General features: G+C 60.3%; 18 protein-coding genes. 15 read left to right on the forward strand and 3 right to left on the reverse strand.

Features of this window, described 5'->3' with window-relative positions; all coding sequences use genetic code 11:
• Positions 1 to 292: 292 nt before the first annotated feature.
• Together NW826_RS07720 and NW826_RS07725 are read left to right on the forward strand one after the other, a co-directional pair.
• Complete coding sequence (locus tag NW826_RS07720; RefSeq protein WP_414334522.1) at positions 293 to 1,117, forward strand: electron transfer flavoprotein subunit beta/FixA family protein; 825 nt, start codon at positions 293 to 295, stop codon at positions 1,115 to 1,117.
• A 167-nt stretch (positions 1,118 to 1,284) separates the two neighbouring features.
• Positions 1,285 to 2,379, forward strand: coding sequence for an electron transfer flavoprotein subunit alpha/FixB family protein (locus tag NW826_RS07725; protein ID WP_414334524.1), 1,095 nt, complete (start codon positions 1,285 to 1,287; stop codon positions 2,377 to 2,379).
• Positions 2,380 to 2,398: 19 nt separating this feature from the next.
• On the opposite strand, the gene NW826_RS07730 is transcribed toward NW826_RS07725, so the two are convergent.
• Positions 2,399 to 2,683, reverse strand: coding sequence for a YggT family protein (locus tag NW826_RS07730; RefSeq protein ID WP_414334526.1), 285 nt, complete (start codon positions 2,681 to 2,683; stop codon positions 2,399 to 2,401).
• Positions 2,684 to 2,861: 178 nt separating this feature from the next.
• Here NW826_RS07730 and NW826_RS07735 point away from each other — a divergent pair, with 178 nt between their 5' ends.
• The 7 genes from NW826_RS07735 (at position 2,862) to NW826_RS07765 (ending at position 15,133) form a co-directional block, all read left to right on the forward strand.
• On the forward strand, positions 2,862 to 4,004 hold the full coding sequence (locus NW826_RS07735) for a response regulator (protein ID WP_414509822.1): 1,143 nt from the start codon (positions 2,862 to 2,864) through the stop codon (positions 4,002 to 4,004).
• A gap of 207 nt (positions 4,005 to 4,211) precedes the next feature.
• Entirely contained in the window at positions 4,212 to 4,598 is a 387-nt protein-coding gene (locus NW826_RS07740; RefSeq protein WP_414334547.1) for a response regulator, read from the forward strand.
• Positions 4,595 to 4,960: a response regulator transcription factor gene (locus NW826_RS07745; protein ID WP_414334529.1), complete on the forward strand. Its 366-nt coding sequence runs from the start codon at positions 4,595 to 4,597 to the stop codon at positions 4,958 to 4,960. The genes NW826_RS07740 and NW826_RS07745 overlap by 4 nt, the downstream gene beginning before the upstream one ends.
• Before the next feature lie 111 nt (positions 4,961 to 5,071).
• On the forward strand, positions 5,072 to 5,590 hold the full coding sequence (locus tag NW826_RS07750) for a CheW domain-containing protein (protein ID WP_414509823.1): 519 nt from the start codon (positions 5,072 to 5,074) through the stop codon (positions 5,588 to 5,590).
• Positions 5,591 to 5,899: 309 nt separating this feature from the next.
• The gene (locus NW826_RS07755) at positions 5,900 to 8,365 is read left to right on the forward strand and encodes a methyl-accepting chemotaxis protein (protein WP_414509824.1); all 2,466 of its coding nucleotides are present in this window, start codon (positions 5,900 to 5,902) and stop codon (positions 8,363 to 8,365) included.
• A gap of 174 nt (positions 8,366 to 8,539) precedes the next feature.
• Positions 8,540 to 13,870 carry a response regulator gene (locus tag NW826_RS07760; RefSeq protein WP_414509825.1) on the forward strand — a complete coding sequence of 1,777 codons (5,331 nt, stop codon included), beginning with the start codon at positions 8,540 to 8,542 and terminating at the stop codon, positions 13,868 to 13,870.
• A gap of 114 nt (positions 13,871 to 13,984) precedes the next feature.
• Complete coding sequence (locus NW826_RS07765) at positions 13,985 to 15,133, forward strand: metallophosphoesterase family protein (RefSeq protein ID WP_414509826.1); 1,149 nt, start codon at positions 13,985 to 13,987, stop codon at positions 15,131 to 15,133.
• A 76-nt stretch (positions 15,134 to 15,209) separates the two neighbouring features.
• Here the strand turns inward: NW826_RS07765 and NW826_RS07770 are convergent, their stop codons facing one another.
• Positions 15,210 to 16,121 (reverse strand): cation diffusion facilitator family transporter, encoded by a 912-nt coding sequence (locus NW826_RS07770; RefSeq protein ID WP_414509827.1) that lies wholly within the window; start codon positions 16,119 to 16,121, stop codon positions 15,210 to 15,212.
• Between the two features lie 145 nt (positions 16,122 to 16,266).
• Between NW826_RS07770 and NW826_RS07775 the strand changes: the two genes are divergently transcribed.
• Genes NW826_RS07775 through NW826_RS07790 form a run of 4 tightly spaced genes read left to right on the forward strand, consistent with a single transcriptional unit; the run spans position 16,267 to position 20,320 of the window.
• Complete coding sequence (locus NW826_RS07775) at positions 16,267 to 17,703, forward strand: UDP-glucose dehydrogenase family protein (RefSeq protein WP_414509828.1); 1,437 nt, start codon at positions 16,267 to 16,269, stop codon at positions 17,701 to 17,703.
• The gene (locus tag NW826_RS07780; protein WP_414338667.1) at positions 17,700 to 18,647 is read left to right on the forward strand and encodes a UDP-glucuronic acid decarboxylase family protein; all 948 of its coding nucleotides are present in this window, start codon (positions 17,700 to 17,702) and stop codon (positions 18,645 to 18,647) included. The genes NW826_RS07775 and NW826_RS07780 overlap by 4 nt, the downstream gene beginning before the upstream one ends.
• A 58-nt stretch (positions 18,648 to 18,705) precedes the next feature.
• Positions 18,706 to 19,905 (forward strand): ACR3 family arsenite efflux transporter, encoded by a 1,200-nt coding sequence (gene arsB, locus NW826_RS07785; protein ID WP_414509829.1) that lies wholly within the window; start codon positions 18,706 to 18,708, stop codon positions 19,903 to 19,905.
• A 16-nt stretch (positions 19,906 to 19,921) separates the two neighbouring features.
• Complete coding sequence (locus NW826_RS07790) at positions 19,922 to 20,320, forward strand: YidH family protein (protein ID WP_414509830.1); 399 nt, start codon at positions 19,922 to 19,924, stop codon at positions 20,318 to 20,320.
• Here NW826_RS07790 and NW826_RS07795 read toward each other — a convergent pair.
• The gene (locus NW826_RS07795; protein WP_414334970.1) at positions 20,287 to 20,694 is read right to left on the reverse strand and encodes an ArsR/SmtB family transcription factor; all 408 of its coding nucleotides are present in this window, start codon (positions 20,692 to 20,694) and stop codon (positions 20,287 to 20,289) included. The genes NW826_RS07790 and NW826_RS07795 overlap by 34 nt on opposite strands.
• Before the next feature lie 113 nt (positions 20,695 to 20,807).
• Between NW826_RS07795 and NW826_RS07800 the strand changes: the two genes are divergently transcribed.
• Both NW826_RS07800 and NW826_RS07805 read left to right on the forward strand, forming a co-directional pair.
• Positions 20,808 to 21,524, forward strand: coding sequence for an MBL fold metallo-hydrolase (locus NW826_RS07800; protein ID WP_414509831.1), 717 nt, complete (start codon positions 20,808 to 20,810; stop codon positions 21,522 to 21,524).
• A gap of 57 nt (positions 21,525 to 21,581) precedes the next feature.
• On the forward strand, positions 21,582 to 22,049 hold the full coding sequence (locus NW826_RS07805; RefSeq protein WP_414509832.1) for a DUF29 domain-containing protein: 468 nt from the start codon (positions 21,582 to 21,584) through the stop codon (positions 22,047 to 22,049).
• The last annotated feature ends 14 nt before the right edge of the window (positions 22,050 to 22,063 follow it).

Raw genomic sequence — 22,063 nt, forward strand, 5'->3', positions numbered from 1 at the left:
GCCTCGTGAGTCTTGGATGCTTCAGCTCTACTTCACAGACCCGGTACACGGGATCCACGGAGCAACTGGGGCAGAGGAAGAGACAAAAATCTCGCCGTAAAGCGGATGGGGAAACCCCACCCGCCTGCGCGGTGGGGTAGTTCATACTTGAGCAACTGATGTGCTGAGAAAGGCGACTGAAGAGTGCTCATCAGAGTGCTCACCGTTTCCGATCCCGAAAAAAAGCTGAATAAGTTTCTGCTGCCTAGGGATCCCTCTTAGTCTGGAGGGGATCGCTAGGGAGCTGATATCCTTGGAAACTTTTGTCCTAATTAAGCAAGTTCCCGATCAAAATGCCAAAGCCGGCATCAACAGTGACGGCACGATCGACCGGGCCAAGGCCAAGCGGATGCTGAACCCCTTCGATCGCTATGCGCTGGAAGCGGCCCTGCAAACCAAACGGCAACATGGGGCGAGGGTGACAGCGATCACGATGGGGCCACCGCCGGCCATCGAGGTGCTCTACGAGGCCATTGCCCACGGCGTGGATCGGGGCATTTTGATGACCGACCGCCGCCTGGCCGCTTCGGATACCTTGGCCACTGCCTACACCCTGGCCCACACGGTTCGCTATGCGGGCCGGCCCGATGTCATCTTCTGCGGGCTGCAGACCACCGACGGCGACACGGCCCAGGTGGGGCCCCAGTTGGCCGAGCGGCTGGGGATCCCTCAGGTTACCTATTGCGAGGCCTTTGAGATCCGCGATGGGATCCTGGTGGCGCGGCGGGCCATCGAAGGGGGATCCCAGACGGTGACGGTGCCGCTGCCGGTTTTAATTACGGTGGCCAATTCGGCGCGGCGCCTGGCCTATCCCACCCTACGCGGCGTGCAGCGGGTGCAGCGGTTGATGCGGGATGAGGCGGCACGGGCCGAGGCCATCCAGATTCTCAACCTGGACGATGTGGGGGCCGATCCAAAGCGCTGCGGCCTCCAGGGATCCCCGACCATCGTGGCCGCCACCGAAAAAGTAGGGGAAATCGGCGGCAACTGTCAGGTCTTTCAAGGGCAGCCCGTTCCTCAACTGATCAGCCAACTGACGCAGGCCGTTGACCTCTTCCGCTGCGCTGCAACTTCCTAGTCCTGTTGGCCAAGTCCCCTCTCCTATCGGCCCCAGAGTGGCTGGCGAAAGCTTTCGGTTTTAGGCGGTGAAAAGCTGACAAAGTTGACCCGGAGAAACTTTGCTTCACCTCGTCGCAACAGATGAGATTGCCCTCGACCCAATCTCAATTCAGGAGTCACGGTTCTATGGATCATAAGCGGATAGTGGTCTTCGCCGAGCAGGTCAAGGGTGAGTTGCAGCCCATCGGCCTGGAGCTGTTGGGAGCGGGGCGACGGCTGGCCGACAAGCTGGAAGCTACCCTGAGTGCCCTCGTCCTCGGCCACAACATCGCTCACCTGCCCCCGATCCTGATCGGCCACGGGGCGGATCAGGTCTTCATCGCCGACCACCCCGAGTTGGCCGAATACCGCACCCTGCCCTACCGCCGCGTTATCCTGGACTTGCTCAAAAGCTGGCCCCAGCCACCCCACACCATCCTGCTGGGATCCACCACCACCGGTCGGGACCTAGCCCCCCGTCTGGCCGCCCACCTGGAAACCGGCCTGACCGCCGACTGCACCGAGCTCGACATCGGCCCCTTCGAGTATAGCAACAGCCGGGATCCCAGCAAGTCCGGCCTCTTCCCCGAATGCCTGTACGCCATTCGGCCCAGCTTTGGCGAGTCCCTCAAGGCCCGCATCCTCGGCCCCTGGAAAAACCCGCAAATGGCCACCGTGCGCCCCGGCGTGATGCTGCCCTTGCCGTGGGACGGCTCCCGCCAAGGGGAAGTGATCCCGGTGCCGGTCAACTTGGAGCCGGAGGATCTCAAGCTGCACATTGTGGAAACGGTGCGCAACCTCTCCCAGGCCGTAGATCTGACGCGGGCCAAAGTGATCGTTTCCGGCGGCTACGGGCTGGGATCCCCAGAAGGCTTCGAGCTGATGAGAGCGCTGGCCGCCTGTTTCCCCAACAGCGCCGTCGGTTCTTCCCGCAAGGCTGTGGATGCCGGCTGGATCCCCTATGCCCACCAGGTGGGGCAAACCGGCAAAACCGTTCGCCCCCAGCTCTACATCGCCTGCGGCATTTCCGGCGCCATCCAACACCGCGTCGGCATGGACAAGTCCCAGACCATCATCGCCATCAACAAAGACAGTGCTGCCCCCATCTTCAAATTTGCCCACTACGGCATCGTCGGGGATCTCTACCAGGTGGTGCCGGAGCTGATCCGGCAACTGCAACAGAGACAGGAGGAGATCCGGGAAGGGGCCGACGAGCGGATCCCTCTCTTGCAAAGTCGCTGAGCAGATCCAGGGAAACGCCCTAGTGCAGAGCCATCGTCAGCAGCCCCTGCTGCCCCAGCAACAGCTCCCGCAACAGGGTTACCAGGCCCACCCACACCACAGGCGCCATGTCCACCCCCCCCAGCGGCGGGATCAGGCGGCGCGTCGGGCGCAACAGAAACTCCGTCAGGCCGACCACCAGGGAGTAGGGCAGCCGGGAAGTATCCAGTTGCGGATACCAAGACAGGAAAATGCGCAGCACAAACAGGACGGTGTAGATCGCCAATAGCGGACCCAGCACCCAGGCAGTGAATTGCGGCAGCATACGTCTTGCAGGAACCAGGCTCTAGAGGATACTCGGAATGCAGGCACTCGGCTCTAAGCTTAACCCCAACTTTTTAAAACTTTAACTCCGTTTCCAAAATAGTCCTACAAGCAGGGCGGCAGCCACTAGAGACTAGCGTCATAATGGTCATATCTTGCTGACTCCAGGCAGGGATCCCATGCAGGGAAGATTACAAGAGATCGATATCCGCAGCATCCTTCAACTGATCGAGTTGGGCCAGCGCACCGGTGAACTTTTCGTAGAGGCCAGCCGCTCCGCCTACTGGTTCGTCTTTTTCCTAAATGGGCGAATCATCTACGCCTCCGAAAGCGAAGGCAACATCACCCGCCTCAAAGACTACCTGCGCCGCCTCAAGCTGGAAGCCGCCCTAGACGAAGTTGAGATCCCCCACAAAGCAGCGGTCAATGCCCCCGAGTACAACCGCCTCTGGTCTTTGCTGGAAAACCACAAGCTCAACCCCAGCCAAGGCAAGCAGATCCTGCTGGGCATGGTGCGGGAAGTCCTCTTCGACCTGCTCAGCCTCCACCAGGGCTCCTTCATTTTCGAAGCCGGACCCCCCTTGGCCCCGCAGTTGACCACCTTCCCCGTCACCCCCCTGCTCACCGAGATGGTCACCCAGGTGCAGGAGTGGAAAAAGCTACATCCCTATATCCAGGCTCCCAACCAAGCCCCCACCATCGTCAACCCCCTCCCCCTCCAGCAAACCCTGCCCGCCCCCGTCTTCAAAGCCCTGAGCGAGTGGTCCGACGGCAAAACCAGCATTCGCCAGATGGGTCGCTACCTGGGCCGAGATACCCTGGCAGTGGCCAAGGCCATCTATCCCTATGTTCGCCAAGGGGCGATTCACCTCTCCGAGCCCGTCCTGATTGCCGAGCCCCAGCACAGCCGTCCCCTCAAAGCCGGCGACAAGCCCAGCCACATCCTTTGTATCGACGACTCCATGGCCATCCAAAAAACCGTGGAGTTCATCCTGCAAAACGAAGGCTACCAGGTCACCACCATCGGCAACCCCCTCAAAGCCCTGGGACAGGTGTTTCTCCTCAACCCCGACATGATCCTCTGCGATGTGGCCATGCCCAAATTGGATGGGTATGAGCTGTGCGCCATGTTGCGCAAATCCAGCCAGTTCCGCGAAACCCCCATGATCATGCTCACCGGCAAGGACGGCTTCACCGACCGGATCAAGGCGCGCATGGCCGGGGCCAACGAGTTTCTCAGCAAGCCCTTCTCCGAGAAGGAGTTGTTGACCGTCGTCGAATCTTATGTGGGCCCACCTCCCAAGCGGGGCGGCGGCGAATAGGCACGGGGTAGCCAAGTCCCAATCAATCCAAATCGAGAACAAGGCTGAGCAGGCGGAATACTGGACAGAGGAGTAACCACGCCGAAAAATAGGATTAGCCACGGCCACAAGGCCAGGTGTGGCCAAAAGCGTCGAAAGACAAAATCTCGGTTGAGGTGGCCCCTAGGGTCAACCAGACCCGCGAAACACAACAGGAGCGAGATGACCATGAGCAAAGTGCTGGTGGTGGATGACAACCGTACCTATCTGGAGACCATTTCCAGTTTGCTCTCCGAGAGCGGGTTGGAAGTCTCCACAGCCATGGACGGTGTGGAGGCGATGGACATCATTCGTCAGCAGAAGCCTGACGTGGTGGTGCTGGACATCGTCATGCCTCGCATGAATGGCTACGAAGTGTGCCGGGAAGTGAAGGGAGATGAAAGCACCAAGCACATCCGTATCGTCGTGTGTTCCACCAAAGATCAAGCCTTTGATATCGAGTGGGCCAAGCGCAATCGAGCGGATGCCTATGTAACCAAGCCCTTCAAGCCTCAAGAGCTATTGGCTACCATCAAACAGCAGTTGCGGGAGATCAAGGAGACCGGCCAAAAATGAGTCGCGTTTTGGTGGTGGAAGACAGTCAATCGCAGCGAGAGATGATCGGCAAGTTGCTGCAGGAGAATGGCTTTGAGGTGATGACGGTGGGAGATGGGGTGGAAGCCGTAGAGGCGGTGAAGCAAAGCAAGCCCGATCTGATTGTGCTCGACATCGTTATGCCGCGGATGAATGGCTACGAGGTGTGCCGTCTCCTCAAGGCCGATCCGCTCACCCAAAAAACCCCGATCGTCATGTGTTCCTCCAAGGGCGAAGAATTCGACCGCTACTGGGGGATCCGCCAGGGAGCAGATGCCTACATTGCCAAGCCTTTCCAGCCGCAGGAACTGGTGGGTACGATTAAGCAATTACTGAGAGGCTAGGAACCGCCCATCCCGCTTCTATGCCTGCTGGCAGAGCCCAGAAGGGCTCTAGGCCCTGGGCAAGGGAGGGGCGGCCACTCCTCCACAAGACCATCGATACGGGGGAGCATCATGCTGGGGGATCTGGATCTGTTGATGGGGGATGAGACCCAAGAATTGCAGGAAATGGAGGCTCCCGAAGGTGAGCTATTCCTGAAATTCAAGGTCGCCACCGGAGAAGAATTTGCGCTGCCGGCGGTAGCGGTTGTGGAGGTGATAAGCATCGGCCCCGAGAAAATTACCCCCATGCCGAATGTCGCGCCAGTTCTGCTGGGCACTCTGAACTTGCGGGGCGAAATCATTTGGGTTGCGGATCTGGGGCAATTTTTGGGGATCAGCCCGCCCCTCAACCTCGACTGCGCCGAGCTCCCTGTGGTGGCCGTGATGGATCAACAGGATTTGCTGATGGGCCTGGCCGTGGATTCAATTGTGGGCATGGAGTGGCTGAAGACGGAATCGGTGCAGCCTGTTCTCGTGGCTCCTGAGTCGATGGCTCCCTTCTTGCGAGGGGAATGGGTGGTGCCTGAGACGGGATCCCGCCTGCCATTGCTGGATCAGTCGGCCATCCTCAGATCCAATCGTTGGAGTTAACAGGCAGTCCTCTGTGAACTTGGCAAAAAGAGAGTGTATAGTTCCTATCAAAGATCCAGGCTGGCTTCCTTCACAATGGGGAAAGCCGGTCTTGTCCAAAGTGCGCGCCAAGCCTGGTGAAGGTGGGGTTGCCTTGACAGCTATATCGAGAGATGGCGGCAAAAACGTGTTCTTGTACTCGCTATGGGCAGAGGGAGAAATAGCCTACATACATAGTATCTGAGATGAAGGTGTTGGTGTTGGGGGGCGTTCCGTTGGCATCTGCGTTGAAGCGTGAACAGAGCTAACCAAGCAGGGAAGGGAGGATCCATGGTTTCGAGCGCGAACACTCAGAGAGACTTCACCGAGGCAATGGTCGCCTTTTGGCAGGGAGACTACGTTCAGGCAGTACGGTTGTTGAACCAAGTGGCCGCTGCTCAGCCACAGGATACCGCCGTCAAGTTGCTGCTGGCTTCGGCCCAAAGGCAAGCCGGGCTGTTGCTGGAAGCTCGCCACACCTACAGCACCATCCTACAGACGGCCAGTGATCCCGACGAGCTGGAGTCGGCCCGCAAGGGGCTGGAGGAGCTGCTGCAAATGGCACCGGAGCTGGCGGAAATGCCCGACTCCTCAGAAGCAGTGGACGAGCTTCGCTCGCAAGAGGGGTTGGCGGATGAGTCCCCCGCCGCCGATCCCTTCCTGCAGTTTGAGGAGAGCAGGGAAGAGGAAGTGGATCCCTTCTCAATGGCAGGCGACCCCTTTGCCGCCGCTGGGGATGTTTTGGCTGAGGAAGGCGGATTCGAGGATCCCTTTGAGACCGGGCTGCAGATGCCGGAGGCCGAGCCGTTGTTCCCATCTTACCAGCTGCCAACCCATCCGCGGGTGACGCCGCCGGCCATTTCGGGGCGGGTAAGTGCGCAAGAGAGCAGGCCTCACACCGATCCGGTGGTCGAGGATGACTTTGCCTTCCTGAACGAGTTCGACCGAGAGCACTTGCAAGCCCTGGAAGGCGACTCCGACTCCATTACGCAGTTGGCCGGCGATGCAGATTTTCCCGAAGAGATGGGCTTGTCCCTACCCGGCTTTGAGGAGGAGGGAGGGGGATCCCTGGATGAGGGCCTGCCGACGGAATTGGCCGCGCCCATGAGCGAGCCGATCCCTGCCCCCGATGAAGACACAGCCAGTCCCGGCTCTGCCCTTTTCGATCTTGACGAGCTGGACAGCCTGGATCGCGAACTGGCCGGCATGGAGGGCGGCGAGCCGGTCTTCTACCCAGATGAGGGGGCGACCGAGGGGATGGCGGCAGAGATGGCTAGCGGAGCAGCCCAAGTTTTGCAGCCTCAAGGCCTGCCCACTGCCTCGATTCCCCTTCCTGGTGCAGGCGAAGCAGGGACAAGAACATCTGCCGGGCTCGCCAACCGCCCGCTTGCCGATCGGCAATTGGCCACGGCGCTGATCCAAGGAGCGGTGAGTTTGGCTGCCGGTCTGGCGATTGGCCTGGGGATCCCGGCCAATGGGGGAGCTCGCTTGATGGCCGGCGTCATCGGAGGTGGGGTGGTCGGCACGGTAGCCGGGGTTGTACTTGGGGCCAGTAGTGCCAAACACCTTCGCTCCGCCGCCCAAGAGCTGGCCGGCCACTTTGCCGCCTTGGCCCAGGGGAATTACTCAGTGCGAGCCACAGTCAATGCCCCTGATGAGCTGGGGCGCTTGGCCGACAGCTTCAACCAGATGGCGGCTGCCATTGAGGCCACCTTCACAGAACTGAACCAGCGGGCTGCCGAGCAGGGGCAAGCTAAGGAAGACCTCCAGCGCCAGGTGATTCGCCTGTTGGACGACGTGGAAGGGGCTGCCCGTGGGGATCTAACCGTGCGGGCAGAGGTGACTGCCGATGTGCTGGGGGCGGTGGCCGACTCCTTCAACCTGACCATTCGCAGTCTGCGAGACATTGTCAGCCAGGTGAAGCGGGCCGCCGCCGCCGTGAACGATGCCGCCTTGCAGAATGAGGACTTTGCCCGCAGCCTCTCCGCCGATGCCTTGCGCCAGGCGGAGGAGATTTCCAACTCCCTCAACTCCATTCAGGAGATGACGGAGTCCATTCAAGAGGTGGCCAGCAACGCCCGCGAGGCGGCCAACGTGACCGCCCAAGCCACAGAAGCAGCCTCTCGCGGTGGAGAAGCGGTGGATCGGACGGTCAGCGGCATCCTGGAGATCCGGGAAACGGTGGCGGAAACCACCCGCAAGGTGAAGCGCTTGGCGGAGTCCTCGCAGGAAATCTCCAAGATCGTGGCCTTGATTTCACAAATTGCCTCGCGCACCAACCTGCTCGCCTTGAACGCCAGTATTGAGGCCGCCCGAGCCGGGGAATCGGGACGGGGCTTTGCCATCGTGGCCGATGAGGTGCGACAACTGGCCGACCGAGCCGCCAAGGCCTCGAAGGAAATCGAGCAGATTGTGTTGCAGATCCAATCGGAAACCGGCAACGTGATGACGGCCATGGAAGAGGGCACCCAACTGGTGATCGAGGGGACACGGCGGGCCGAGCAGGCTAAGAACAGCCTGGACGAGATCATCGAGATCAGCCACCAGATCGACGGATTGGTGCGGGCGATTTCTCAGGCCACTGTGCAACAGACGGAAACCTCTCGCTCGGTGGCGCAGTTGATGCAATCGGTGGAGTTGACCGCCAACGAGACTTCCAAGGAGGCGCAGAAGGTGGCGACTTCGCTGCAACAGTTGGTGAGCATTGCCCGTGAGCTGCAGGCTTCCGTCGGTCGCTTCCGGGTGGGGGATGAATGAGCAAATCTGCTTTTTTGAGGGCATTCTAGGGACTAAGGATCCCAGGGACGAGAAGTCCCCGCTCCTCCACGGCACTGGGATCCCCCTTTGCAACATTGGCCAAACGCTTTGCTCAGCCTGGTCGGTCTGTTATCACTGATGCATACTTGTGGGCTGTAGGAAGGGCCTCCTGCCATGAACGAAGAAGCACAGAAGCGGATCCTCAGTTATTTCATTGAAGAAGCCCGCGACCACTTGGCAACGATCGAGCAAGGGCTCCTCAGCCTGCGCGACAGCATGAGCGATCCTGAGCTGATCAACGAGCTGTTCCGGGCTGCTCACTCCATCAAGGGGGGAGCCGCCATGCTGGGCCTCACCAGCATCCAACGGACGGCCCACCGCATGGAGGATTTTTTCAACATCTTTCGCTCTCGTCCCGGCGGAGTGCCTGTCGATCAGCACCTGGAAACTTTGCTCTTGCAGGCCTTTGATGGGCTTGCGATGTTGTTGGAGGAGCTACAGAGCCCCCGCGGCCTCACCGAAGAAGTTGGCAACACCACGCTGGCGGAATTGGAGCCGGTTTTTCAAGAGACCGAAAGGCACATTCAAAATCTTCTGGGCGAGGGCCCTGTCTCAGCTCCCGTCTCGCCACCGGCAGCCCGTACCCTGCAGCAGGACATGGCAGAGGTGGTGCCGCAGCAGTTGCGCCAGATGCTGGAGCTGTTCAAGCGAGGGGAGCAGCCAGGCGTTCGCGATCAGCTAGTGGCGGCCAACGCCGTCCTCAAAGAGATCGGACAAGTTCATCACCTGGCGGGCTGGCAGCAGTTGACAGAAACTTTCGGGCAAGCCCTGGGCAACCCCGACGCCGATCTGCGAACGTTGGCTTTGGTCGCCCTGCGGGATTTGAAGCAGGGACAGCAGCTCATTTTGGCCGGCCAGCCGGAACAAGTTGCCCCTTCTCCAGAACTGCAACAACTGGCTCGCCCTGCCGCCCCCCCTGCCGCACCGGATCCTTGGGAGGTGCTGGTGCATCAGCAGATCCCAGCTCTGTTGCGCCAGATGCTGGAGTTGTTCAAACGTCCCGACGACCCAGCTACCCGACCGGCCCTGCAAGCTTTGGCGCAATCTTTGCAGGATTTGGGACAGTCCTCAGCTCTGGATCTGGGAGGCTGGACAGACTTAGCCCGCTTGATCGTCGAGATTTTGGCGGATCCCGGCCAGAACTTGCGACAACTGGCCCTGCCGGTGCTGCGAGATCTGAAGCAAGCTCACCAAGCTCTGGCCAGCGGAGCGGCAAACACCATCCAGCCCTCGGCAGAGTTGCTGGCCTTCCGCCCTGTGCCGGCAGCCTCCGAAGAGCCAGAGGTCTCGAAGCTCTTCGAGCTTGGCCTTGCTGGGGAGTCTGAGGCAGAGCCGCTGTTTACCCAACCTGAAGATGCCCCAGAGGATTGGTCTGCGGCTGCTTGGATCCCTGCCGAAGCAAGTGCTGCCCCCCATCGGAGCTGGGAAGCTGAGCCCATGCCAGAAGCCGAGACATCCTTGCAGGAGCAGGAGAGCGCAGAAGCGAGCTGGGATCAAGTGGTGGAACAGCCGGCATCCCTCTGGGAAATGGACACGGCTTTGGATTCAGAGAACCTGCTCGCTCCTGCACAAGAGGAGAGCCTAGATCTGAGTTGGCCGGAGGCCGCAGCGGCCTGGGAGGAAGACCGGGAAGCAGCCGCCGCGCCGGCAGAAAACCCAGAAGAGGATGGGCTGGGATCCAACTTGGCCTCTGTTGCGGAAGACTTCCATGCCACCCCCTTGGATCTGGAGGAAGAAGCCGCTTCGGCCTTTGACGAGCTGTTTGCCAACGCAGAAGCGCTATCCGATATCGAGGAGTTCCCGCCGGAGCTGATCCCCCCTTCTCCTGAGCCTTTCTTGCAGACCTTTGCGGAACCGAGCCCAAGCTTGGAGGAGGAGGGAGTCGAGGCCGATCTGGCGGATCTGTTTGCCGAAGTGGTGGGTGAAGCGGCAGCAGAGCCTGCCGAGCTGACAGGGGCTGAGGAAGCGAGCCAGGCCGTCTGGACGGTTGCACAACAGGAAGTGCCGGCCCAAGCTGCTGCAGAAATCGCAGAGGAGGTGTTTGACTTTGCCCCAGAGGAAGCCGCAAGTGCCGGAGTGGAGGCGTTGTTTGAGCTCGAGGAACTCTCCGTAGAGAATGTTCCCCTGCAGGAAATGCCCGAGCTCCCTGACGTTGGGGCCATTTCCGATGGGGATTCGGTGGCGGATCTTTGGGCGGCTGAGCCGTCCCCACCCCTTCAGCAGGCCATCGGGGATGGGGATCTCTGGGCTGAATTCCCCGCCGATATTCGGCTGGAGGATTTTTCCACCCCGGCAGACTGGGATTCTGGGGAGATGGGATCCCCAGAGTTGGCCGACTCTGCTGCGGATGAGGCTGCCGAAGATAGCTGGGAGAGCCTTTTCTCCACCCCTGCAGCCGATCAAGCCTGGTCGATGCCGGAAGAAAGCGAACCTTCTGGATTTTTTGATGTTGCTTTTGAGCCCTCTTTTGATGTTGCGGATTCTGGCCCGGCTGCGGTTGAGCGACTGGAAGACCTCTTTGCCGAGGAATCCTTGCCGACGTTGGAGGAATTTGCTGCTGCTGGCGAGCCAATGGCAGCGGCAACCCCAGACTTCGAGGCCGAGCTGGGCCTAGGCGATCTCTTCGCCGGCGAGACTCCGGCAGACGCCCAGGAGGGGGCTTGGTTGGAGGAGGTGTTCCCGGCCCAGGAAGAAGAGCTCTCTGGGGAAACACAGCCTACCGATTTGGCGGGCACTGCCCCCTCGCCAGAGTTTTCCTTCGACCGCCTCAATGCTCTATTTGCCGAGGAGACCGAAACCGAAGCCCTGAGCTTAGAAGCCGGCGGATCCCTCTCGGCCATGGATGGCGAGGTGGATTTGGATGAGCTGAGCCGGTTCTTTGCAGAAAGGGAGGCCGCCCAGGAAGGGATCCCCTCAGATCTTGCCACCTTCCTGGGCGAGGCAGAGGCTTTGCAAGGGAGCAATCTGAAGGGAGTGACTCTGCCTGAGCCAGAACCACTTGTAGCTGCTGCAGAGCAAGGCGGAGCTTCCCAGCCGGCAGAAGAGGATCTGGCAAGCCAACTGGAAAGCCTGTTCACAGAGGATGAGCTCTTGGCTGCCCCGAGCGCGACTGTTCTTGGCAGCGAGACCCAGCTCTCGGAGGAAGAAGCGCCGGAAGTCTCTCCTACCCCAAGTTTGGACGATTTGGCCGCCCTTTTCGATGCCGCCGAACCAGCGGTGCCTCCTGAGCTGGAAGAGGTCATCGCTCCTATTGTGGGATCCCCTGCAGCCGTGAGCAGCGAGGTCGCCGATGATTTCGCAGCCCAACTGGAATCCCTCCTAGGCGATCTCGAGGTTGCCCCCCAGGCCTCTGCAGCAGCGCCGGCGCCTTCTCCGCCCGCTGTTGCCACTGCCCCGGCAACTCCCGCTCCGGCAACAGCCGCCCCCACGGCACCGGCTACCCCAACCCCACCGACCCCACGGCGATCTGCTCTCAGCAACCCTGTGATGCGGGTGGAGGTGCGCCACCTCGACTCCATCAACAACCTGGTGGGAGAGTTGGTGGTCATTCGCAACAGCATGGAGCAAAACCAAACTCGCCTGCGCCAGTTTCTGGATGGCCTACTGGGCCGTGTGCAACAACTGGGGGATCTGGGCCAGCGCATGCGGGATCAGTACGACCGCTCCCTGTTGGAGTCGGCTTTGTTCTCCAGCCGCAGCGGCTCAGCCTATGGCGGCACGGTAACGGTGGGCTTCGGTCGCAATGGCGAGGGAGCCGGACACAGCAGGCGAGGGCATTCTTCCGGCCAAGAGTTCGACAAGCTGGAGATGGATCAATTTACGGCCTTCCACACTCTGGCCCAGGAGATCATTGAGCTGATTGTGCGGGTGCGCGAGTCCTCCTCGGACATTGAGTTTGCCGTCGATGAGGCAGAGCAGATCACCCGCCAATTCCGGCAGGTCACCACCCAACTGCAGGAAGGCCTGAACCGAGCGCGCATGGTGCCCTTCGCGCAAATTGCCGACCGCCTGCCCCGCGCCGTCCGCGATCTCTCCATCAAAACGGGCAAGCAAGTCAGCCTGGTGGTGGAAGGCCGCGACACCCTCATCGACAAGGCCATCCTGGAAGAGCTTTCCGACCCGATGACCCACCTGGTAAACAACGCCTTGGTACACGGGATCGAGCCCCCTGAGGAGCGGCGCCGCTTGGGCAAGCCCCCTGAGGGCAAGATCACCGTCAAAGCCTTCTACCAGGGCAACCAGACGATCATCGTTGTCGCCGACGACGGCGCCGGGATCCCGGTGGAGAAAATCAAGGCCAAGGCGCAAAGGCTGGGGCTGCTGTCAGAGCAGGCAACCGAAGACGAAGTATTCAACGTCCTCTTCCACCCCGGCTTTAGCAGCCGTGAGGTCAGCGAGGTGGACGACCTGGCCGGGCGGGGGGTTGGCTTGGATGTGGTGCGCCGCAACATCACCGATCTGCGCGGCAGCATCCAAGTGGATTCCGTGCGCGGCAAAGGCACCACTTTTACCATCCGCCTGCCGCTTACCTTAAGCATTTCCAAGGCGATGGTGTGTGTCAGCGACAAAGCCCTGATCGCCTTTCCTCTCGACGGTGTGGAGGAAATGCTGGATGTTCCCGTCGATGAGGTGCAGCCGGATGAACAGGGGCGGCCCTCCATTCCCTGGCGGGATCAACGCCTTCCCTTCCAACCCCTCTCGAATCTGTTGTCCTACAGCCGCAGCCACAGCCGCAGCCGCTCCGAGGTCTACAGCGTTGCCCAGGATGAGGGCATCATCCCCATTGTTGTCCTCCAAAGTGCCGGCCAGTACCTTGCCCTGCAGGTGGACAGCTTTGTGGAAGAGCAGGAAATCGTGATCAAGCAATTGCGCGGGCCTGTGCCCAAACCACCTGGCATTTCTGGGGCAACGGTGCTGGGCAATGGTCGCGTGCTGCCCATTGCTGATGTCCTTGAACTGGTGGATATGGCCCAAGGCCGCCGTCGCGATCTCAGCCGCCTCTGGGCAGAGCGTCGCGCTGCGGAGCCACGTGTCGAGGAAACCCATCAAACCACGGTGCTCATTGTGGATGACTCGATTGCGGTGCGGGAGCTGCTCTCCATGTCCTTCCAAAAGGTGGGCTACCGGGTGGAGCAAGCCCGCGATGGACAGGACGCCTGGGAAAAGCTTCGCGGTGGCTTGCGCTGCGATCTCATCTTCTGCGACATCGAGATGCCGCGCATGGACGGCCTGGAGTTGCTCTCCCGCATACGGGCAGACAGCAACCTCAAGCATATTCCGGTAGCTATGCTTACCTCAAGGGGGGCAGAACGGCACCGGCAGACAGCCCGGGAGCTGGGAGCCACTGCCTACTTCACCAAGCCCTACTTGGAGGAAGAGTTGTTCAGCGCTGCCGCTCGCATGTTGCAGGGGGAGCAGTTGTTGACGCCTAGCCCCGCTCCCTGAGCCTTAGCGGGTGCCGTTCGCGCTAGTGGGTTGTAGGCCCTACGACCAGCAAAGGTATGGGGATCCCGGTATAGGCCGATATGCCTCACCCATGCTGAGTAGAGGGATCCCGTGATGGATGCCAGAATAACAGAAGTGCTTGATCCCCCGGTGTGTTGTCAAGGGGAGGAATCCGTGCAGATTCGCTTTGCTGTGGTGAGCGATCCCCACGTCACCCTTCCCTCCACCCTTTGGGATCACCCCAACCGGTTTCATTTGGTGGAGGTGAGCATCCCGGCTCTGGAACAAGTTTTGCAGCATCTGGTGCAGTTGCCTTTGGATTTTCTCCTTTTGCCGGGGGATCTGACCCAGCATGGGGAACCGGAAAACCACGCCTGGTTGGCGGAGCGCCTGGCCCGTTTACCTTTCCCAGCTTTTGTGGTGCCCGGCAACCACGATGTGCCCCAGCTTGAGGCATTGCCAGAGTTTCCCCGCTACTACCAAGCTTTTGGCTATGAGGACGGGCGGTCTTTGGATTACAGCCGCCTGTTGCAGCCAGGGATCCGTTTGATCGGCCTCAATTCCAACCACTTTGATGCTCAGGGCCAGTTGGTGGGGTGTCTAACTTCGGAACAACTGACCTGGCTGGAAAAGGAATTGGCAGCAGCCGAAGAGGAGCTGGTGCTGCTGATGGTGCACCACAACGTGGTCGAGCATCTGCGCGGGCAGTCCCTCCACCCCTGGGGCCGTCGCTACATGCTGGAGAATGCCTCTCAATTGCGGCGGCTGCTGCAAGCTTACGGGGTGCAACTGGTGTTCACCGGACATTTGCACATTCAGCACATCGCCCGGCGAGGGGGGGTTTACGACATTACCACCGGCTCTTTGGTCAGTTTTCCCCATCCCTACCGCCTTGTCGAGATCCGACTGGATCGCGAGACCGGGATCCACGTCCACATCCAAAGCTACCGGGTGGGATCCCTGCCCGATTGGCCCGATTTGCAGGCGTTCTCGCGGGAGTGGATGGGTCAGCGCAGCGAACCGGTGGTGGTTAAGTTTTTAACCTCTGCGCCGCTGCATTTGCCCCTGGAGCAGGCCCAAGCCTTGGCCCCACAATTGCGCCACTTTTGGGCAGGGGTAGCTGCCGGGGATCCAGACCTCGCTTTTCCAGACTTCCCACAGCCGGCAGGTCGATTCCTGGAGCGATTTAGCCGTTGTTTTCGCTGCCCACCCGATAATCAGGCGCAGCTCCATTTGCTGCCTCGGGGTTTTTCTATTTCTTAGGAACCAGGGCAAAGAATGGCCTGTGCAGGATTTGGCAGTTGGCGAAGCGGTACCGTTTGTTCTTTCGGAAACATTCCTAGGGTTGGGATCCCTCGATGTGGGAGTAGGGCTCTAGGTGGATGGTGACCCGCACCGGCCCGTAGCGCTCCTGCAGCAGTTGCTCCACCGCTTCGGTGATGCGATGGGCCGACTCCACGTCCAGCGGCTCCACCACCATGTGCATTTCGATAAAGATCATCTGCCCTGGGATGCCGCGGGAGGTGATGTCGTGGCAGTCCAGAACTCCAGGCAGGCTGAGAACCAGCTCCCGCAAGGTTTTGGGGGGGATGGCCACCCGGTCGGTTAAAAAGGGAACGTTTTCCCGCAGCACTTCCCAGCCGCTCCAGAACACCAGCAGCCCCACCGGCACCGCCAGCACCTGATCCAGCCAGGGGATCCCCCAGTAGTGGATCCCGGCCAGTCCCAGCAGCACCGTCAGGGTTACCCAAACATCGCTGAGGGTATGGCGGGCATCGGCCAAGAGCAGCGAGCTGGACAAAGCCTTGCCCCAGGAACGTTCATAGAAGGCCACGAAGAGGTTGATCCCCAGCACACCCACCATCAGGGTTAGGGTCAGTCCATCGACCTGCAGCGGCGGCTGGGGCTCGAAAAACCGTCCCACCGCTGTGCTGAGGATCTCAAAGCTGGCCATCCCCAAAAAAGCGGCGATCCCCATGGCACCGATGGCCTCAAACTTGCTGTGGCCGTAGGGGTGCTCCTCATCCGGCTCTGGCGAGGAAAAGCGGGCCGCCAGCAGGGCAAGAATGTTGCTGGCGCTATCGGCGGAGCTGTGCAGGGCATCGGCCACCAAGCTCAGGGATCCCGTCGTCAATCCCAGGATCAACTTGACCGAAAACACCAGGACATTCAGCCCCAAGGTGACGTACAGCACCCTTTGCACCTGGCGCTGACGACGAGCGGCTATGGCAGCAGAATCGGGGAAACTCACCGCCCAAAGGCTCAGAGGAAGGCCGGTTCTGCTTTATTTTGCCACCGGCTTGGGTTCAAGGCTATCTTTCCTCCCCTTGAGGATAGGGGATCCCGGTCGGCGGGGTATTTTAGAAGCAAGCATCGACGCGAGGGGGAAGCGGGCTATGGACGTGGCGGTTGTGGGAGCTGGCTATGTGGGGTTGGTAACCGGCGCCTGTCTGGCTCACCTGGGCCACAGCGTTATCTGTGTAGACAACAACCCCGCCAAAATTGAAGGGCTGCAACGGGGTCGCCTGCCCATCTACGAGCCCGGCCTGGAAGAGCTGGTGCGGGGAGGCGCCGAGGCTGGCCGGCTGCACTTCACCACCGATCTGAGCTTGGCGGTGCAGGTCAGCGAAGTCATCTTCATTGCTGTAGGCACGCCGGCTTTGCCCAGCGGCGAGCCGGATCTGCGCTACGTGGAGGCCGTGGCGCGGGAGATCGGCCAGCACCTGGACGACCGCTACCGGGTTATTGTCAACAAGTCTACCGTCCCCATCGGTTCCGGCGACTGGGTGCGCATGCTTATCTTGGATGGGGCTGCTGGGGCGGCCAAGCAGCGCCTGGGCAGCCGGGAAGAGAGCGAACTGCTCTCTGGGGGAGATCGGGAGGCAACTCCTTTCTCCAGAGGATCCCTGGCTTTGCAAATCTCTCCTCGGACACCTCAGTTTGACGTGGTCAGCAACCCTGAGTTTTTGCGAGAGGGCAGCGCCATCCAGGATACCTTCTACCCGGATCGCATCGTGATTGGCTCCAACAGCCCCCGCGCCATCGAGATCCTGCGGCGGCTTTACGAGCCCATCCTCAGCCGCCAGCAGGGCTTGGGTGGGGATCCCGTGCCTTTACTGGTTACCGACTTGGCCTCCGCCGAGATGATCAAATATGCCGCCAACGCCTTCTTGGCCACCAAGATCAGCTTCATCAACGAGATCGCCAACATCTGTGAGCGCACCGGTGCCGACATCACCCAGGTGGCAACAGGGATCGGCCTCGATAAGCGCATTGGCCGCGCCTTTCTCAACGCCGGTATAGGCTGGGGAGGGAGCTGCTTCCCCAAGGATCTGTCAGCTCTCATTCAAACAGCTGCTGACTACGGCTATGAGGCCAAGCTGTTGCGGGCTAGTGTCGAGGTCAACTGCGAGCAGCGGCAGCGCCTGGTGGAAAAGCTGCAGCAGGCCCTCAAGGTGCTTAAGGGCAAGACCATTGGCCTTTTGGGCCTCACCTTTAAGCCCCACACCGATGACCTGCGGGATGCCCCCTCTCTGACGTTGATCGAGCAGCTCCACCGGCTGGGGGCCAAGGTGAAAGCGTATGATCCCATTGTGTCGGCTTCGGGGATGCGGGAGGGCCTGGCCCACGTGATAGTGGAAACGGATGTGTTTCGCCTGGCCCAGGACTGCGACGCCCTGGTGCTGGTGACCGAGTGGCCGGAGTTTTTGTCGCTGGATTACCGGCACCTTGCCGAGCTGATGCGGCGGCCTTTGCTGATCGATGGCCGCAATTGCCTTGACCGGCAGGCCGTTCAACAGGCGGGTATCACCTTGATTGGAGTGGGCTGGTGAAGATCCTGGTCACGGGTGGTTTGGGATTTATCGGCTCCCATCTGGTCGGCCGCCTTCTGCAAGAAGGCCACGCAGTTATCTGCCTCGATAACGGCTACACGGGGCGGGAGGAGAACGTACAGGCCCACCGCGACAACCCCGCCTTTACTTTGCTGTGGCACGATGTGGCCGAGCCGCTGCCGCCGGAGCTGGAAAAAGCCGGTATCGAGCAAATCTACCACCTGGCCTGTCCCGCCTCGCCGCCCCACTACCAGGCGGATCCCATCCACACCATCCGCACCGGTGTCTGGGGCACCTACCACCTGCTGGAGCTGGCCCAGAAAACAGGATCCAGGTTCCTGCTGGCCTCGACTTCAGAAGTGTACGGGGATCCCCAGGTGCACCCCCAGCCGGAGGACTATTGGGGCCATGTCAACCCCATCGGCCCGCGGGCCTGCTACGACGAGTCGAAGCGCCTGGCCGAAACCCTGACTTTTGACTGGCAGCGGCAACACCAGACGGAGATCCGCGTCGCCCGCATCTTCAACACCTATGGGCCGGCCATGCGGGAGGATGATGGCCGTGTGGTCAGCAACTTCATCGTCCAAGCGCTGCGCAGGGATCCCCTCACCGTCTATGGGGATGGATCCCAGACCCGCAGCTTCTGCTACATCGCCGACCTCATCGAAGGCCTGGTGCGCCTGATGAACGGCCCCTATCCCGGCCCCTTTAACCTGGGCAACCCGCAGGAGTTCACCATCCTGGAGCTGGCGCAGCAGGTCTTGGCCCTCACCGGCAGTCCTTCCCCCATCGTCCACCGGCCCCTGCCGACCGACGATCCCAAGCAGCGCCGGCCCGATATCCGCAAAGCCCGCACCCTGTTGGGCTGGGATCCCCAGATCCCCCTGCAGGTTGGCCTGGAGCTAACCATCCCCTACTTTCGTCGGCGGCTAGGGCTGGAGTAAGTTGAGGTCAAACTGAACAAGTTTTTTTGATGTATCCTGAGGAGAGCCCCTTAGGAAGGTGGCTACTCGGCAGCCTGCGTTTTCTCAACCCCAGTTTTCGGCTTTTCCCATGGCTCTCACCGAATCTGACCCCAAAGCTTTCCCCGGCGGCGGATCCCTGAGTTTTTTTGAGCGCTATCTCACCCTTTGGGTGGCTCTGTGTATTGTTGCCGGGATCCTGTTGGGTCGATGGTTTCCGGGCCTGGCAGAGGCGCTGGATGCCCTGAGCCTCTATCAGGTCTCCATTCCCATTGCCGTCTGCCTGTTTTTCATGATGTATCCCATCATGGTGAAAATTGATTTTGGCCAGGCAGCCCATGCCTTGCAATCGCCCAAACCGGTGCTGTTGACCCTGGGGGTGAACTGGCTGGTGAAGCCTTTTACCATGGTGGTGATTGCCCAGTTTTTCTTGGGGTGGCTGTTTGCCCCTTGGATAACCGGCACGGAAATGATCCGCGGTACAGAAGTGAGCCTCAGCAACTCCTACATTGCCGGGGCCATTTTGCTGGGCATTGCCCCCTGCACTGCGATGGTGCTGATGTGGGGCTATCTCAGCTATGGCAACCAAGGCCACACCCTGGTGATGGTGGCGGTGAACTCTTTAACCATGCTTTTCCTCTACGCGCCGCTGGGCCGCTGGCTGCTGGCCATGAGCGATTTAACGGTGCCCTGGCAAACCATTTTGCTATCCGTGGCCATCTACGTGGGCCTACCGCTAGTTGCAGGAGCAGCCTCTCGCTATTGGATTCTTAAAACCAAGGGCCGGGAATGGTTTGAGAAAGCTTTTTTGCGCTACCTCAACCCCATTGCCATCACCGCCTTGCTGGTGACGCTGGTGCTGCTTTTTGCTTTTAAAGGGGATCTCATTGTGGAAAATCCCTTCCACATTTTGTTGATTGCAGTGCCGCTTTTTGTGCAGACCAACCTTATTTTTGGCCTCACCTATGTGGCAGCCCAGAAACTGGGCTTGTGCTATGAGGATGCCGCTCCGGCGGCTTTAATCGGCGCCAGCAACCACTTCGAGGTGGCCATTGCAACGGCGGTGGTGTTGTTTGGCTTGAACTCCGGGGCCGCCCTGGCCACCGTCGTAGGGGTGCTGATCGAGGTGCCGGTGATGCTGATGCTGGTGGAAGTATGTAAACGCACTGCCTTTTATTTTCCCCGCCAGCCGGAGAAGGCCAGCTTGCCGGATCCCCGCTGTCTTAAAATCAGCCCTTGAGGGATCCCTGTAGCCCATGAACTTGCCCCCAGATCGCCAACAGGAACACCAGGCCAATGAGCGCACCTTTCTGGCCTGGCTGCGCACCTCTGTGGCTCTCATTGCCTTTGGCTTTGCCCTCGCCCGCTTCAGCTTATTTCTGCGGCAGATTGAAGCCGCCCACTCCCCCGAGCAACCTGCCCCGGCGCACGGCCTCCTGAGCACCCAGAACTTGGGCCTCCTGTTGGTGATCTTTGGAATCCTGATGATCGGCCTTTCTGCTTGGCGCTACAACCAGGTGATGCGGCAAATCGAGGCAGGCGACTTTCGCCCCAGCCGTTTCCTCATCTGGATCATGGCTGCCGTTGTGGCCCTGTTTGGGCTGCTGCGCCGTCCCCGCCCTCAGGAACCTCCGCGGCTCAGCCTGCCGGAGTGAAGGGCCGCCAGGGGTTCCAGTTGCTGAGCCTGCTGCTTGAGGCGCTTGATTAACTGCTTGCACACCACCTCGCACAGCTCAAAACAGATGGGATCCGCAATTTGGTAGTAGACGCTCACGCCCCTGGGCTCGCGGCTGACGATCCCTGCCTGCGCCAGGATCTTGAGATGTTTGGAAACGTTGGCCTGGCCCATGCCGGTGGCCTCTAGGATTTGGGTAACGTTCTTGGGCCCCGAGCGCAACTGACACAGGATCTGGAGCCGGCTGGGCTCCGCCAAAACCTTGAAGTACTCCGCCACGCTGGTCAGCACTTCCGGCGTCAGGGTCAACTGGCACTCGTCTTTGCCACCTTTCACGAGCTTGTCCCAATCCATAGGCTGTCTTGAGGGAGGTGGTAGCTTGATTTTAACACTAAATAGTTATATAGTAGCTCTAGAGACCCGAATTCGGATCGCTTTCGGGTTTTGTCAACAGACAGGAGGGCAGCATGCTATTTCGCCAACTGTTCGACTCCGAGACGAGCACCTACACTTATTTAATCGCAGACCCAGACACCCGCGAGGCCGTACTGGTGGATCCGGTGTTGGAGCAGGTGGAGCGGGACTGGAAGTTAATTCAAGAGCTGGGTCTGACCTTGAAGTACTCCTTGGAAACCCACGTCCACGCCGACCACATCACCGGCACCGGCAAGCTGCGGGAGTTGAGCGGCTGCCAAGGGGTGGTGCCGGTTCAGGCCAAGGCACAATGTGCCGACCGCTTCATCGGCCATGGGGAAACGCTGCAGGTGGGATCCATTGTCATCGAGGCCATCGCCACCCTAGGCCACACCGACAGCCACATGACCTACCGCGTCAATGGGGATCGCGTTCTGACCGGCGATGCCCTGCTCATTCGCGGCTGCGGGCGCACCGATTTCCAAAGTGGGGATCCCGGCTTGATGTACGACCACGTGACGCAGCACCTGTTTACCCTGCCGGACGAGACGCTGGTCTATCCCGGCCATGACTACCGGGGACACACCGTCTCCACCATTGGCGAGGAGAAGCGCTGGAACCCCCGCTTCGTGGATCCGGAAACCGGTAAGCTGCGCTCGCGGGAGAGCTTTATTGCCCTGATGAACAGCCTCAACCTGCCGCAGCCCAAGAAGATCCAGGAAGCGGTGCCGGCCAACGAGCAGTGCGGCCAAGTGGCAGCCGCAGTTTAGTTGCTAGGGCTGGCTAGACTTCTCTCAGGCGGCCCGTCAGAAAGGGGAGGGTTGAGAGTGGATCGCCAAAATCTCTATGAGAGGGATTTCTATGCTTGGACTCAGCAACAAGCCCAATTTCTGCGGGAGCGGGCTTGGGAGAAGCTAGATCTGCCCCATTTGATTGATGAGATGGAATCGTTGGGCAGGCAACAGCGGCAAGAGCTGCGCAACCGGCTGGGGGTTTTGGTGGGGCACCTTCTGAAGTGGGAGTATCAGCCGCAGGCCAGATCGGTAAGCTGGCTTCTTACCCTACAGGTGCAGCGGCAGGAAGTTCTGGATCTGCTGGAGGAAAACCCAAGCCTGAGGCCCTATTTGCCGGAGGCCATCTCCAAGTCTTACCTGAGGGCGCTCCAACTGGCTCTAGAAGAGACCAAGCTGCCCAGAAAGACTTTTCCCCAGACCTGCCATTACTCTCCCGAGCAAATCCTGGATAGCCAGTTTTATCCTGGCGAGCCCAGCAGGTTGCTGGAGGAGGAAGATTAGAAATCCCTAAGTCT

The sequence above is a fragment of the Synechococcus sp. OH20 genome, assembly GCF_047502685.1.
Classification (GTDB): Bacteria; Cyanobacteriota; Cyanobacteriia; order Thermostichales; family Thermostichaceae; genus Thermostichus.